This is a genomic window from Herbaspirillum sp. SJZ106 (assembly GCF_006715495.1).
Lineage (GTDB): Bacteria > Pseudomonadota > Gammaproteobacteria > Burkholderiales > Burkholderiaceae_D > Herbaspirillum.
In genome coordinates this window covers 1-13,364 of record NZ_VFNI01000006.1, presented here as the reverse complement: position 1 = coordinate 13,364, position 13,364 = coordinate 1, and the positions used below count along the sequence as shown (strand labels likewise).

At 61.1% G+C, this 13,364-nt stretch carries 18 protein-coding genes; 3 read left to right on the top strand and 15 right to left on the bottom strand.

The window, feature by feature from the left end; all coding sequences use genetic code 11:
* Positions 1–18 precede the first annotated feature (18 nt).
* Together FB598_RS17740 and FB598_RS17735 are read right to left on the bottom strand one after the other, a co-directional pair.
* The gene (locus FB598_RS17740; RefSeq protein ID WP_370455040.1) at positions 19–1,308 is read right to left on the bottom strand and encodes a CmpA/NrtA family ABC transporter substrate-binding protein; all 1,290 of its coding nucleotides are present in this window, start codon (positions 1,306–1,308) and stop codon (positions 19–21) included.
* Positions 1,309–1,667: 359 nt separating this feature from the next.
* The gene (locus FB598_RS17735; RefSeq protein WP_141917426.1) at positions 1,668–2,336 is read right to left on the bottom strand and encodes an ANTAR domain-containing response regulator; all 669 of its coding nucleotides are present in this window, start codon (positions 2,334–2,336) and stop codon (positions 1,668–1,670) included.
* Between the two features lie 373 nt (positions 2,337–2,709).
* Here FB598_RS17735 and FB598_RS17730 point away from each other — a divergent pair, with 373 nt between their 5' ends.
* Together FB598_RS17730 and FB598_RS17725 are read left to right on the top strand one after the other, a co-directional pair.
* Entirely contained in the window at positions 2,710–2,868 is a 159-nt protein-coding gene (locus tag FB598_RS17730) for a DUF3309 family protein (RefSeq protein WP_141917428.1), read from the top strand.
* Between the two features lie 150 nt (positions 2,869–3,018).
* Complete coding sequence (locus FB598_RS17725) at positions 3,019–3,339, top strand: hypothetical protein (RefSeq protein ID WP_141917431.1); 321 nt, start codon at positions 3,019–3,021, stop codon at positions 3,337–3,339.
* Between the two features lie 306 nt (positions 3,340–3,645).
* On the opposite strand, the gene FB598_RS17720 is transcribed toward FB598_RS17725, so the two are convergent.
* The 11 genes from FB598_RS17720 to FB598_RS17670 all read right to left on the bottom strand — a co-directional run bounded on the left by FB598_RS17720 (position 3,646) and on the right by FB598_RS17670 (position 11,068).
* Complete coding sequence (locus FB598_RS17720; RefSeq protein WP_141917434.1) at positions 3,646–3,861, bottom strand: glycine zipper 2TM domain-containing protein; 216 nt, start codon at positions 3,859–3,861, stop codon at positions 3,646–3,648.
* 122 nt (positions 3,862–3,983) lie between these two features.
* A complete protein-coding gene (locus FB598_RS17715) occupies positions 3,984–4,343 on the bottom strand; it encodes a hypothetical protein (RefSeq protein ID WP_141917437.1) in 360 nt (119 codons plus the stop codon).
* 195 nt (positions 4,344–4,538) lie between these two features.
* On the bottom strand, positions 4,539–4,709 hold the full coding sequence (locus FB598_RS17710) for a CsbD family protein (protein ID WP_141917439.1): 171 nt from the start codon (positions 4,707–4,709) through the stop codon (positions 4,539–4,541).
* Between the two features lie 250 nt (positions 4,710–4,959).
* Positions 4,960–6,993 (bottom strand): PAS domain-containing protein, encoded by a 2,034-nt coding sequence (locus tag FB598_RS17705; protein ID WP_141917442.1) that lies wholly within the window; start codon positions 6,991–6,993, stop codon positions 4,960–4,962.
* A gap of 170 nt (positions 6,994–7,163) precedes the next feature.
* Complete coding sequence (locus FB598_RS17700) at positions 7,164–7,652, bottom strand: response regulator (protein ID WP_141917444.1); 489 nt, start codon at positions 7,650–7,652, stop codon at positions 7,164–7,166.
* An 82-nt stretch (positions 7,653–7,734) separates the two neighbouring features.
* The gene (locus tag FB598_RS17695) at positions 7,735–8,364 is read right to left on the bottom strand and encodes a response regulator transcription factor (protein WP_141917447.1); all 630 of its coding nucleotides are present in this window, start codon (positions 8,362–8,364) and stop codon (positions 7,735–7,737) included.
* A gap of 311 nt (positions 8,365–8,675) precedes the next feature.
* Complete coding sequence (locus FB598_RS17690; RefSeq protein ID WP_141917449.1) at positions 8,676–9,005, bottom strand: BON domain-containing protein; 330 nt, start codon at positions 9,003–9,005, stop codon at positions 8,676–8,678.
* Positions 9,006–9,087: 82 nt separating this feature from the next.
* Positions 9,088–9,465 carry a cell envelope biogenesis protein TolA gene (locus FB598_RS17685; RefSeq protein WP_141917451.1) on the bottom strand — a complete coding sequence of 126 codons (378 nt, stop codon included), beginning with the start codon at positions 9,463–9,465 and terminating at the stop codon, positions 9,088–9,090.
* A 102-nt stretch (positions 9,466–9,567) separates the two neighbouring features.
* Positions 9,568–10,140, bottom strand: coding sequence for a bacterioferritin (locus tag FB598_RS17680; RefSeq protein ID WP_141917453.1), 573 nt, complete (start codon positions 10,138–10,140; stop codon positions 9,568–9,570).
* Positions 10,141–10,217: 77 nt separating this feature from the next.
* Positions 10,218–10,532, bottom strand: coding sequence for a YqjD family protein (locus FB598_RS17675; protein WP_141917456.1), 315 nt, complete (start codon positions 10,530–10,532; stop codon positions 10,218–10,220).
* A 338-nt stretch (positions 10,533–10,870) separates the two neighbouring features.
* Positions 10,871–11,068 (bottom strand): CsbD family protein, encoded by a 198-nt coding sequence (locus FB598_RS17670; RefSeq protein WP_141917458.1) that lies wholly within the window; start codon positions 11,066–11,068, stop codon positions 10,871–10,873.
* Between the two features lie 445 nt (positions 11,069–11,513).
* On the opposite strand from FB598_RS17670, the gene FB598_RS17665 reads away from it, so the two are divergent.
* Positions 11,514–11,978 (top strand): PA2169 family four-helix-bundle protein, encoded by a 465-nt coding sequence (locus tag FB598_RS17665; protein WP_141917461.1) that lies wholly within the window; start codon positions 11,514–11,516, stop codon positions 11,976–11,978.
* A 118-nt stretch (positions 11,979–12,096) separates the two neighbouring features.
* On the opposite strand, the gene FB598_RS17660 is transcribed toward FB598_RS17665, so the two are convergent.
* The gene (locus FB598_RS17660) at positions 12,097–12,663 is read right to left on the bottom strand and encodes an NADPH-dependent FMN reductase (RefSeq protein ID WP_141917463.1); all 567 of its coding nucleotides are present in this window, start codon (positions 12,661–12,663) and stop codon (positions 12,097–12,099) included.
* A 149-nt stretch (positions 12,664–12,812) separates the two neighbouring features.
* Positions 12,813–13,364, bottom strand: a 552-nt coding sequence (locus FB598_RS17655; protein WP_141917465.1) for an ABC transporter ATP-binding protein, incomplete at its 5' end; no start/stop codon positions are given.

The window sequence follows — 13,364 nt, the reverse complement described above, 5'->3', positions numbered from 1 at the left end:
GCCGGCATGCGCCGACGATCAGACCTTGATCTTGAACGACTGGGCATAGGCCGCCGGATTCTTGCCGTCCCACACGGTGCCGTCCATGAACTTGGAGGTGCGCATGACATCCTTGGGCACCGGCGTCTTGGTCATCGCGGCGGCGTCCTTGAACAGGTCGATCTGGTTGACCGCCTTGGCCACGGCGAGATAGTCGGGATCGCTCTTCAACAGGCCCCAGCGGCGGTGCTGGGTCATGAACCACATGCCGTCCGACAGGTACGGGAAATTGACCGTGCCGTCGTCGTAGAACTTCATGTAGTTGGGATCGTCCCAGGTCTTGCCCAGGCCATTCTGGTAACGCCCCAGGATGCGCTGGTCGATCACGTCCTTGCTGGTGTTGACATAGGACTTGTCGGCGATGACCTCGGCCATCTTGTTCTTGTTGGTCAGCGAGGCGTCGATCCATTTACTGGCGTCAATGATGGCGGCCATCATCGCGCGGCAGGTGTTGGGGTATTTCTTGACGAACTCCAGCGACGTGCCCAGCACTTTCTCCGGGTGGTCCTTCCAGATGTCCTGGGTGGTGGTGGCGGTGATGCCCACGCCGTCGACGATGGCGCGATGGCCCCAGGGCTCGCCCACGCAGAAGCCGTCCATGTTCCCCACGCGCATGTTGGCCACCATCTGCGGCGGCGGCACGGTGATCACCTTGGCATCCTTCATCGGATTGATGCCGTTGGCCGCCAGCCAGTAGTACAGCCACATCGCGTGGGTACCGGTAGGGAAGGTCTGGGCGAAGGTGTATTCGCGCTTGTCGGCCTGCATCAGCTTGGCCAGCGAAGCGCCATCGACGGCGCCCTTGTCGGCCAGCTTCTTCGAGAGGGTGATGGCCTGGCCGTTGTGGTTCAGGCCCATCAGCACCGCCATGTCCTTCTTCTGGCCGCCGATGCCCAGCTGCACGCCGTAGATCAGGCCGTACAGCACATGGGCGGCGTCCAGTTCGCCATTGGTCAGCTTGTCGCGCACGCCGGCCCAGGAAGCCTCCTTGCTGGGCACGATCTTGATGCCGTACTTCTTGTCGAAGCCCAGCACCGAAGCCATCACCACCGAAGCGCAGTCGGTCAGGGGAATGAAACCGATCTTGACCTCTTCCTTTTCCGGCTTGTCGGAACCGGCCGCCCAAACGCCGCCGGTGGCTAAACCCATCATGCTCGCTCCCGCCGCGATGCCCGCGGTATGAATGATCTTGCGGCGCGTCGCATCCACTTCCGCGCCATTGGTTACCCCGGTCACCGCCTTGCCCGCCTGCTCTTCCTGGAAACCCATCGCATTTTCCCCCTTGCTAGCCGATAAACGAAAAAAGGCGTATCCCGACATGAATCGCTTCATGTCGAAAGACGCCTTTGTCTTGGGCGATGCAACCTCCGTTGGCCGCACCTATGCGCACTCGTTGCGCTACGGGGTACGTTCAGCAAAGACCGTGCCAGACGGATGCAAAACGCAGCCGAATACCCGCCATCGCCTATGAAAACGGGATCCGCGGCAGCATCGAAGGCAGTTGCGCACAGGTTTCGGCGAAAGTGCGCAACGCCAGCAAAACGAGCGCCGCACCGCACTTCATTTGTGCTTTGCACCAAATTGGCGGAACAGGGAAAGGAGGGGAAAAGCGACCGGGAAAGAAGCGTTCAGCCCAGCAGGTCCTCGGCATCCAGCAGGCGCTGGGCCACTTCGGAGAGTTTGAGGTTGCGGTTCATCGCCATGCCGCGCAGCTTCTGGTAGGCCTGGTCTTCGGACAAGCCCTTGCGCGCCATCAGCACGCCCTTGGCGCGCTCGACCAGTTTGCGTTCGGCCAGCTTGTTACGGGTATCGGACAGCTCGGCCAGCAGTTTCTGCTCCTGGCGAAAACGCGCCAGCGCCACGTCCAGCACCGGCTTGACCCGCTCTGAATGCAAGCCTGCCACGATGTAGGCGGTCACCCCGGCGGCCATGGCGGCTTCCATGCTGGAGGTGTCGTCGTCTTCGGTGAACATGACGATGGGGCGGCGTTCGTCGCGGGTGGCGATCACGATATGTTCCAGCACGTCGCGCGCGTCGGACTCGGCTTCGATGATGATCATGTCCGGCTGCAGGCTGGCAATGCGGTCCGGCAGCGAAAGGTCGGCCGGCAGCGCGGCAATGATGTTGTAGCCGGCATCGAGCAGCCCGGCGCGCAGCGCTTCGGCCCGCTGTCGCGCCTGCTCATGCGCGGCTTCGTCATGGTCTTCTTCCAGGTGCGGCACGGAATTGACGATGACGATACGCAGCGGGCGTCCGCCTGCGGGGGCGGTAGATGTCGATGGGCTACCGGACTTCATAGAAAGGACGAACTGGCTATCGGCTCTGGTGAGAACGCAAACAAGTCAAACTCGCTGATCCGTTTCCAACGATTGCGCTGCGAAGCAGCATGCGATTGACGGCCGGAATAGTAACCCATTGCCGCTCAAAAAACATGCATCGCCATAAAAACAGGCGCAGGCGCCGGTGCGGCATGCCAGAACGATATAGCAAATTTCGCACCATTGGACGCTTTCCGCTTGCGCGACAAGGCCGGGCGCATTTTCCTACAGGGATTCGCGGCGCACGCTGATCGCGCCCCAAGAGCCTTGAGCCTAAGCTGCATTCACTTGCACCAGCTGGCCGGCGAACCGGCGGCGACAATTTCAATAAGACAACAAGAGGAGAAAAACCATGACACTCGGCACCATACTGCTCATCATTCTGATCCTGGTGTTGCTCGGCGTCCTGCCGACCTGGCCCCATAGCCGCACCTGGGGATATGGCCCCAGCGGCATCGCCGGCACTATCGTCATCATCCTTCTGATCCTGCTGTTGCTGGGAAAGATATAGAACGGGTTTCCATAGACCAAGCCTGATAACATCCGTCCTGCGGATGGGCGTCCGGCGCCGCCTGCGCCCTGCCATCGGCCGTGTCGTGTTGTTTTGCAACGGCCGCGCCGATGCGCATGCTTATGCCAATTTCCCTCATGAGGTGGGTCTATGAAGAAAAATATTCTCGCAGTCTCTTGCCTGGTTGCCGCGGCGTCACTGTGCGCCTCTTTTGCCCATGCAGCAGAAGAAGACGTCAGCAAGGCCGATCCGGCCCGCTGGTACAAGGCTGACGATACCCCCAAGGAACGCTACCGGAACCTGACCAAGGAAGCCAACGCCGCCTATGGCGAGGCCCTGCAAACCTGCAAGGGCATGCGCGGCAAGCAAGCCAGGAGCTGCCGGGACGAAGCCGGCGCGGCGAAAAAAGCAGATATGGAACGCGCCAGGCGCATCTACAAGGATTACAAAGAAACTACCCCGGCCTCCTGAACAGGGCAGACGCGGGCCTCAACAAAAAGCCGGCTTAAGCCGTCATGCCGTTCAGTCAAGTCTAATCATCACAGAACCTGTTCGGGCTGAGTAGGCCCGCCAGGGCCGTATCGAAGCCAGCGTGTCAGCCTTACCGCTCTTGCCTGCCCTTCGATACGCTGCTGCGCAGCTACTCAGGGCGAACGGAGTCAGATCCGCACAAACAAAAATGCCGTTCAGCGCTTAACTGAACGGCATTACCTGCCTAAGCCGGCTGTTTGTTTCTGGCAGGCGTTTCTCCGCCTGCGGTTCGTGCATGGCCCTTGCTCAGCGGCCGATCTGGTTGCCGATCACTCCGCCCACGGCAGCGCCGCCGGCGGTGCCGATGCCGCTGCCCCCGGTCAGCACGGCGCCGCCGACGGCGCCGACGCCCGCGCCGATGGCGGTATTCTTGTCACGTTGCGACATGTTGCTGCAGCCGCTCAACGCCGAAAAGGAAAACACGGCGATAGCAGCGATAGCGACTTTTTGAATTGTTTTCATCACGGCACCTCCTTGATATGTGGGAATAGATTAGATACCCGAAAACGACTCAAATTCCTCATCGCAGGCCAAAACCGGAAAGGGTTACATCGCTTGCATCCGCTTACCGCAGCTCTGCGGTATCAGGTCATCGGACGCATGCTCGCGACAGGGTACGGGGAATGGGAAGGGAAATGGGAATTATGCTGCCCGGTTTGCGGCTGCGCAGTACACTCTTGCCTGGCGCCTGCCAGGTCGCGGACGATCACCGCGTTGCGAATCGATTTCGACCGCTTGCCCTGGGCCATGTCCATGTAACGGAATTTTTTTTGCCCCAGCTTCTGCAACTGGGTGGAGTCCATCGGCGCGTGACGCTCCATCACCGATGATGACCAGCGCGAGGCCGCATCCGCCAATGGCGCGTCGAGGCGGTGGGCGCCGGCCTGCGAGGCTGCTGCAGATATTCCCGCCAGCAGGCAGAATCCAAGTAGTGTTCTTTTCATGGTCCCTCCCTGGAGGCCACCTCTGTGGCCGTGGGCAAATCGCCATGCAATCGGCAGGAAATCACGGGCATTTTTCACTTTGCCGCACGATGAACATATGTTCGCCGAAAATGCTGCAGCACAAAATCAGCCCTTTCTGATTATCCTGTAGGATTTTTCCTACCCGCCGGAGCCTGTCCTCCCCGGCGGGTCCGGTCAGCGCTTCATCGATTCCTTGGCATCGCCATAGGCTTTCTGGACATTGCCTTCCACTTGCTTGGAAACACCCTTGATTTTCTGGGTCTGGCTGCCGGCTGCCTCGCCGGCCTTTTGCTGCACCTTACCCGCTGCCTGCTTCAGGCTACCCTTGACTTGGTCCTTGTTCATGATCTCTCCTCGGATGATTGACTCGGATGGTTGATACAGGCCCCGGCACAGGAATATCCGATCCGCCGGGGATCGCCGTTCCCGATTCAGGCATGTGGCGACGATGAGTTCATGGTAACGACGAGCACCTTCCAGCGGCATAAGAAAGCCGCTCTTTCGAACGTAGGAGAAAACGGAAACAGGCGCAGGAATACGGCACCGGCCAAGAAATAACGCGCGATGAAGAAAACCGCCGACGGGCCAGTGCCGTTCAGCTTTCCGTCGGCGCCATCTCCAGCCTGATAGGCAGGCTGATGGAGATCAGCGCCCCCTTGCCGGGAGTGGAGCGGATATCGACCTTGCCGCCGAAATAGGTAGCCCGCTCGCGCAGGCCGCGCAGGCCGTAGGTCTTGTGGTTGTCGCGCCGCTCCTCCGGAATGCCCACGCCATCGTCGCGCACCGTCAGCGCCACGTGGTCCTCGTCGATGTCGAGGATCACGTCGACCTTGCTGGCCTTGGCGTGTTTGGTGACGTTGTTGAGCGCCTCCTGCAGCATGCGGTAGATGGCGATCTCCATCTCATGGCCGACTGCCACGTCCTCGTCCGGCAGGCTGGCATGGCAGGCGATGCCGGTGCGCTCATGCAGGTCGTCTAGCTGCTCCGAAATCGCCGCCTTCAAACCGAACAGGTCCAATGTATTGGGGCGCAGCTCGGTCTGGATGCGCCGCGTGGTCGCCACCAGCGATTTGAGCAGGCCCTGCATGCGGGTCTTGCGGTCGATCCATTTCTCATCGGCCGGCAGCACCTGGTAGACCCCTTCCAGATGCATCGACAAGGCCGTGAGCGACGCCCCCATGTTGTCGTGCAGCTCGCGCGCGATGGCGCGCTTTTCTTCTTCGCGCACCGTCTCCAGGTGATTGGTCAGTTCGCGCAGCAGCGCGGTGCGCTGCACCACGGTCTTTTCCAGCTGGCTCTCGCGCTGGCGCAGTACATCCTCGGCCAGTTTGCGCTCGGTGATGTCGGTGCTGATCCCGATCACCCCTTGCACGCTGCCGTCCTTGCCGAACCAGGGCACCTTGGCGGTCTGGAAGGTAATGACGCCTTCGGGCAGATGAAGCGTCTGCTCCAGCTTCTCCGGTTTTCCGGAGGCCATCACCCGCCGGTCGTCGCGGTCGATGCGATCGGCTTCCTCCTCCACCATGAACAGCTCGCGGCTGGAACGGTACATGGTTTCTTCCCAGGTCTTGCCGAGTTTTTGCAGCGTGGCCGGATTGGCGAAAATCATCAGGCCCTGGCGGTTCTTGACGAAGATCGGGTCGCTGGTGCTTTCGCTGACCGCGTTGAGCAGCGCGCTGGTCTCGGCCAGCTTTTGCGCGTTGCGCGTGCGTTCGCCGTATTCGCTGTCGAGCTTGCTGGCCGAACTCCAGAAGATGAACAGGATGATCGCGCCATTGACCAGCGTCAGCGTGGGCAGCAGCAGTTCCGGCAAGACCCAGCCATTGGACAAGCCCCAGTTCAGCAACAGGCTGAAGGCCAGCAGCAGGAACAAGGTCTGCGGCAAGAGCCGGCGCAGCATCTGGCCGCCCGGCGCGATGCGCATGATCACCGCCATCACCGGGTGGCCGGGACTGGCCATCAGCAGGGCTGCGCCCAGGAGCGCAAACACCAGCGCCGACAGCAATGGCACCGGCAGGTAGAAATCGAAGTAAATGAACTGGCTCACGCCGTAGATATAGCCCACCAACGGGATCGCGGAGAGTCCGATCAGGCCGAAGGAAAGGTATTCGGACGGATAATAGCCGCCCAGCAGGCGCCAGTCGTGCAGCAGCAGGACCGCCGCCATCAGCAGGAAACCCACCGACAGCAGCGGCGGTATCACCAGCGGGGAAATCGGATGCGCCGCATCCACCGGCAGCCAGCCCAGCCCGTACAAGCTGCCATGCACCAGCGTAACCCCGCCCAGCACGAGCAGCAGCAGCGCCAGGAGATTGACCAGCAGGTCCAATCGCGCGCTATGCGCCGATACGTTCACGCAACGCAGGTACAGCGCGCAACCGCCCAGGATGAAGCCGGCGGCCGTGACCTCCTTCACCGCCAGCAGGTCGGCCAGCAGCTTGCGGTATTCGACCTCCAGGAAGGTGGCGGCCAGCACCACCATGCCGAACAGGGCCACCGCCATGGCCAGTCCCATGGCCAATGTCACCATGCTGCTGTAGCTGGATTGGGAAGCGGCAAAGTGCTCGACCGAGGAGTTCTTTTGCATATCCGCCGAGGACGGGCGAAGGCCGCTGTTTTTCTTTTGCATCGTCGGGAATCCCCTGCTTCTGTTGAAGCTGTTTTTTTTGAATCGATGGCGATCGCGCCGAACAGCCCCGAAAAGGCGGCATTGCCGGGGCCTGTTTCATCGATTGATCATCGATTGATGAAACGTCCCCCCCGGCCAGGACATTCAATGATGCCGCAAAAGAAAATGGGTCAGATGCTGCCGGGCAGCACCGGGCCGGGCGGCGCATTGGCAGGCGCATAACTTGCCACGCCCATCTTTTCACGCGCGAGCTTCTCCAGCAAATCGTGCAACAGCGGCAACTCGGACGACTTGTCGAAGAAGTGCCCCACGCCGCATTGCTGGCCAGCACGGCGGTAAGTCGGGCTGACATGGTTGCTGAACACCACCTTGACCTCGTTCTGGCTGCGGGCATCGAACCGCGCCAGCGATTGCAGCAGGCTCATGCCATTGCCTTGCTTCAACTGGATGTCCAGGATCAATACGTCGTAGCTGTGGTGCTGGAGATGCTGCAGGGCATCGGCCTCGCTCTCGGCGTAGCCGGCCAGACTGATGCCGGCGATTTCGGCCAGGCTTTCCACGATCAGCTCTCGCACATCCGCCGAATCCTCCACCAGGAAGATCCGCAAGGGCGCGTCGCCAGCGCCGTACTCCGCCCAGGAATTGAGGATGTCGTTCATGATCTGCACTATTTCTCGATGCCGCCTGCGTCTGCCGCAACCGTCGCCTGACCCGCCGGACCGACGGCCGGATGACCCATGCTCAATCGATCAGGTTGTTCTTGATCGCGTAATAAATGATGTCCGCATTGTTGGTCATGCTCATTTTCTGCAGCACGCGCGAGCGGTAAGTGCTCACCGTCTTGACCGAGAGGCATAGTTCATCGGCGATCTGAGTCACCCCCTGGCCCTGCCCAAGCTTATAGAAAATCTCGTACTCGCGCTGGGAGAGCGTCTCGTGCAGCGGTTTTTCCGAATCCACAGGCTCGCTGGTCAGGAGTTCGGCCACGCCGTAGCTGATGTACTTATGGCCGCGCAGGATGGTGTTGATGGCGCTGACCAGTTCCGTGGCCAGCGCCTCCTTCTGCACATAGCCGCTGGCGCCGCTGCGCAGCACCTGCACCGCATAGCGGCTCTCGGGATGCATGCTCAGCATCAGCACCGGCAAGTCGGGCTTTTCACGCTTGATCTGCTTGAGCACCTCCACGCCGCTTTTGTCCGGCATGGCGATATCCAGCAGCACGATATCCCAGTCCTGGGTACGCACCAGGCGGATCGCTTCTTCGGCGGTACTGGCTTCGCCCCCGACCTCCATGGTCGCAATTTCGGAGATGAAGTGCTGTACACCTGCCCGCACGACCGCATGGTCATCGACTACAAGTATTTTTGTCATGGTAATTTGAGCGGTGATAATGATGCCGCGGCATTGCTTGCGTTGTGGCGTCGCTTGCGCACGGCTTCTGCCGTGCCAGGCCGCGCATCGCAGCCATGGCGCCGGCGCCCGGCCTGCTTGCGCAATATCCTTGCGGCCGTCGGAGCGACCTTGAAATGCCTTGGCATAATGGCCTTCAACTATACATTACAGCCCATTCCCTGTCTGCTTCCGGAGCGCGCTGGCCGCCGCAGATGCGCTCTGGAAGCGAACAAGCGCAAACCGGCCCAGGGCCGGCTGCGCTTTCTGGCAGGCCTGTTCCCAGGCCGTTATTACTGTTTCAACCGCAAGTCATTGCGCACAGATACGACGCCCTTCACGCCACGGGCCAGCTCGGTCGCACGAGTGGCGGACGTCGCGCTGGAGACGAAACCGGACAGCTGCACCACGCCCTTGTAAGTTTCGACATTGATTTCCGACGACGCCAGGTTCGGCTCATTGAACAGCGCCGCCTTTACCTTGGTGGTGATGACGGCGTCGTCCACATATTCGCCGGTTCCCTCCTTGCCCGGGCTGGAAGCGCAGCCCACCAGCGATACCATCAACAACGCCAGGAAAAAGCCTGCGAAACGTTTGGACAGGGAAATTTTATTGAACGTCATGATGTTCTCCTAAAGAAAAACCGGTGCGGGAATGGCCATTGGCAGGCTGTTCAGCCTCCAAGGCCCGTTATTGTTCAAGCCACTACTTGGCGTACTGGGATTTGGCGGCTGCCTTGCATTGATCCTTGGCGTCGCCGCTCATTGCGTCGCATTTTTCCTTGGCAGCGTCGTAATTGGCGTCATTCTTGTCTTTCCGGGCATCCTTGTCGGCTTCGGCATTCTTGCGCTTGGCCTTGGCATCGGCCAGGGCCGACTCATGCGCCGCCTTGGCTTCCTTCTCGCAAACGTCCTGGTCATTGCCCCGGAGCGGGCCGCATTTCTTCTTGGCCATCTTGTAGTCGGCATCTGCCCTGGCCTTGTCGGCCTTGTACTGGGCCGCATTCGGATCGGCCGCGGACGCTGCACCCTGCATGCCGATGGCGGCCACGCCGAAGATCATGGTTGCGATGATGGTTTTCATATTTCTCCTTTTCTCTCTTTTCCTGACAATAGATATCCCTTTCTCCGGATTTCCCTTGCGTCTTCCTGAGGGTCCGGCGACCCGCACTGTCCGGAGCGCGCATCAAAGATTGAGCAAATCGGCCATGTCGTCGGCGTGCTCCTCTTCCTGCGCCATGATCTGGACCAGCATGTGCCGGGTGGTCGGGTCGCCGTCGCCGATGCGTTCGATCATCTGGCGATACGCTTCTATCGCCACCCGCTCCTCGACCAGGTTGGCGCGAATCATTTCCTTGATGCCGTGCGATTCGTCGTATTCGGCATGACTGCGCCGGGACAGCGTCGCCGGATTGAAATCCGGCTCGCCGTTAAGCTGCACGATGCGCTCGGCAATCTTGTCGGCATGCTCTTGCTCTTGCTGCGCATGCTGCAGGAACTCGGCCTTGACGGACTCGTTCTCCATGCCTTTGGCTGTGTAGTAATGGCGCTTATAGCGCAACACGCACAGCAATTCAGTGGCCAGCGCATCGTTGAGCATGGCCAGCACTTCCTGGCGGTTGCCGCGATAGCCGTCGGTCACCGCCCCGTCATCGACCTCCTTGGCCGCGGCACGGATGGATTCCTTATCGAGACGGAAGGATTGCTTGTGCTGGACAGATTTGTGCTGGACGGATGCCAGCGATGAATTCTTCGCCATGCTCACTCCTTTCTCTTCTGATGTCGTGGTTCATGCGCATCGGCCTTGCCGCTGGCCCTGCCGGCTCGCCGGCGGACTCAATCCCGCTCGGCGCAACGGCCCACCGCCAACCCGACCAGCAGGCCGATGCCGCTGGAAATGACGATCGCCCGCCAGGGATTGGACTGCACATAATCATCGGTGGTGGTGACGATCTGGCGGCCGGCATGCATCACTGCGGACTGCGCGTCCTGGGCGGTATTCAATGCCTGATCCAGCACCTGCTGCCCTTTCGCGCGCAATTCGTCCGCGTTCTTGCCGGTGGCTGCGGCCGCTTCGGCGAAAAGATCCTGGGCTTGCTGCAACAAAGCCCGTACATCGTTGCGAACGGTCTTCAGATTATTGGCCTGCATGCTTGTCCTCCATTCATTCGGGGTTCATCATTGACCGCGCCGCCATCGGCTCACAACAGATACTGCAGGACGATCAGCGTCAGCACCGGCACACCCAAAAGCCATCCAAGCACAAGCTTGTCCATGAACGTCTCCCTTGATCTTCTTCTCATCGCGCCGGATTGCCTTGCCGCGTCTGTTCTGGCGCCATGCCCGATCTGCTTGCGCAGCGGCTCGCGATCCCGAGGTCTCCAAGATACCCGCAGCCCACTGCGCCACCTATAGGCCCCAAGCCCATTGACCTGTAGGACAAACTACCCCGGCGCTGCGGGCGCTGGCAGGCCATGGGCGCGGCCCATTTACATCGAGGCGCGCTGGTGGCGCAATGAACGCTTGATCAGTTCCTGCGCTTCTCCCACCGCATGCATGATCTTGCCGTCGGTCTGGCGCTGCATGGCAGCCTGCTGCCATTGGGCATTGCCCGTCATCGAAGCGAGCCGCTCCTGGACTTTGCCCAAAGCGAACTGGAAATGGCCGGTGATCGTCTTCTTGTTCATGGGTACACCTCCGGAAATAGAATCGGGTCAGCCTTGCGATATGGGGAAAATGTTAACAACCGGCTACGGCGGCGCTCTATAGGACGCTCCCCGATTGTCTTGTAGGACAACGCGAAAGTCCGCCACAGGAGCGGCTTCCAGCGCTTCAGGCAACCGCCGGCGCAAGCCTGCGGACGAAAATCCTTCATTCCTACGCCCGCATGCGCCGCCGTCCGATGGCAGCCGCATAGGACGACGCCTAGGATGGCGGCACTGGGCCTCGGACCTCGCGTTCGCCCAGCAGCATTGCATGTGCATGCGCAACAAGGAAGGCGAACAGCATCGGCTGGCACATCGGCTGGAATTTTCCGGCGCGGCTGTATGGCGTTGCCCCATCCGTTCGCCCACCGAACCATCCGTTGTCGCCCCGGCGACCGCCGGGGCGATCAGGCACAAGGAGGCCATCATGACCAACGACCATCTGATTTCCGCATTGAACGACCTGATCCAGATTTCCAAGGATGGCGAGAAGGGATTCCGCACTTGCGCGGAGGATGCCGAACAACGCGATGCGCGCTACCAGGAGATGTTCATGGCACGCGCCGCCGAATACGGGCAGGTCGTGCTGGAGCTGCAAGACCTGGTGCATCGCCTGGGCGGGGAGCCGGCCAACCACAGCACCTTCGGCGGCACGCTGCATCGGCAATGGGTGGCCCTGAAGGCTGCACTCATGGGCCGTGACGATGAGACCGTCCTCAGCGAATGCGAACGCTGCGAGGATGCCGCCATCCATGCGTATCGGCAGGCCTTGAGCCTGGATCTGCCCAACGATGTGCGCCTGATCGTGGAGCGCCAGTACCAGGGTGTGCTGGCCAACCATGACAAGGTGCGCGGCCTGCACAACCAGGTGCGCAGGCGCAACGCCGCCTGATGCTATCCCGCCGCGGCAGCGGCAGCCTGGCGATGAAAAAAGCGCAGCCTGCATGATGCAGGCTGCGCCGTTGGCATGGATGCCATGACATCCATGCCATGGCATCGAACCGCGAGGTTCACTTGCGGTCGCGCAAGAAACGCACGCGGTCGGCCAGCGCCGTTACCATGGTCTTGAGGAATTCACGGGTAGGCTCGTGGACCAGCTTGCCATCGGCATCGAAACGCTCGGCGGCAGTGCCGATCATGACCTCCGGCTTGTTGATGAATTGCAAGTCGAGGAAGACGCCGATCTGCCGCAAGTGATACTGGGCGCGCGCGGTGCCGATGACGCCCGGGCTGGCGCCCATGATGGCGGCGGGCTTGCCGGCGAACGGCTGCTGCGGAGGGCGCGAAGCCCAGTCGATGGCATTTTTCAGCACGCCCGGCACCGAATAGTTGTATTCGGGGGTGGAAAAGATGATGGCGTCGGCCTGTCCGATCTGCTCGCGCAAGCGTTCCACGGCAGGCGGCCAGCCCTGCTCGCGCACATCGTCGTTATACAGCGGGATGGCCGAAATATCGGCTTCGGTCAACGACACGCCCGGCGGCAGCAGTTCATGCAGCGCCCGCAGGGCGGCGGTGTTATAGGACTTGGCGCGCAAGCTGCCGGAAATGCCGAGGATCTTCACGTCTGTCTGGCTCATACAGTTCTCCTTGCTGGGGGAATAAACGGTGAACGATAAATCCTAACAGCAAAGGCGCCAGGGCGAATCCGATGGACACCATAAAAAAACGCCGCATGGGGTCACCCATGCGGCGTCGTGGCGATGCAGTTCGTGATGGGCGTGCTGTCTCAACCCTCGCCCAGGTACGCCGCCTTGACCCGCGGATCGTTCAGCATCTCGCCGGCCTTGCCCTCCATGGTGATCAGCCCAGACTCCATCACATAGCCCCGGTGCGCCGCCTCCAGCGCCAGCTTGGCGTTCTGCTCCACCAGCAGGATCGTGATCCCCTGCGCCGATACATTGCGGATCACCTCAAAGATCTTCTCCACCATGATCGGCGACAGGCCCATCGACGGCTCATCCAGCAGCAGCAGCGTCGGGTGGCTCATCAGCGCGCGCGCCATGGCCAGCATCTGCTGCTCCCCGCCCGACAAGGTCCCCGCCATCTGCCCCGCCCGCTCCTTCAGGCGCGGGAAGACCGCGAACCACTTGTCGATGTCGGCCGCGATCTGGCCCTTGTCGTTGCTGGTGTAGGCCCCCATCAACAGGTTTTCCTGGATGCTCATGCGGGTAAATACCCCGCGCCCCTCCGGCACCATCGCCAGCTTGTCCTTGACCAGCTCGAAGGATTTCTTGCCCTTCAAGGCCGTGCCCAGGTATTCGATGTGGCCCTCCACCTT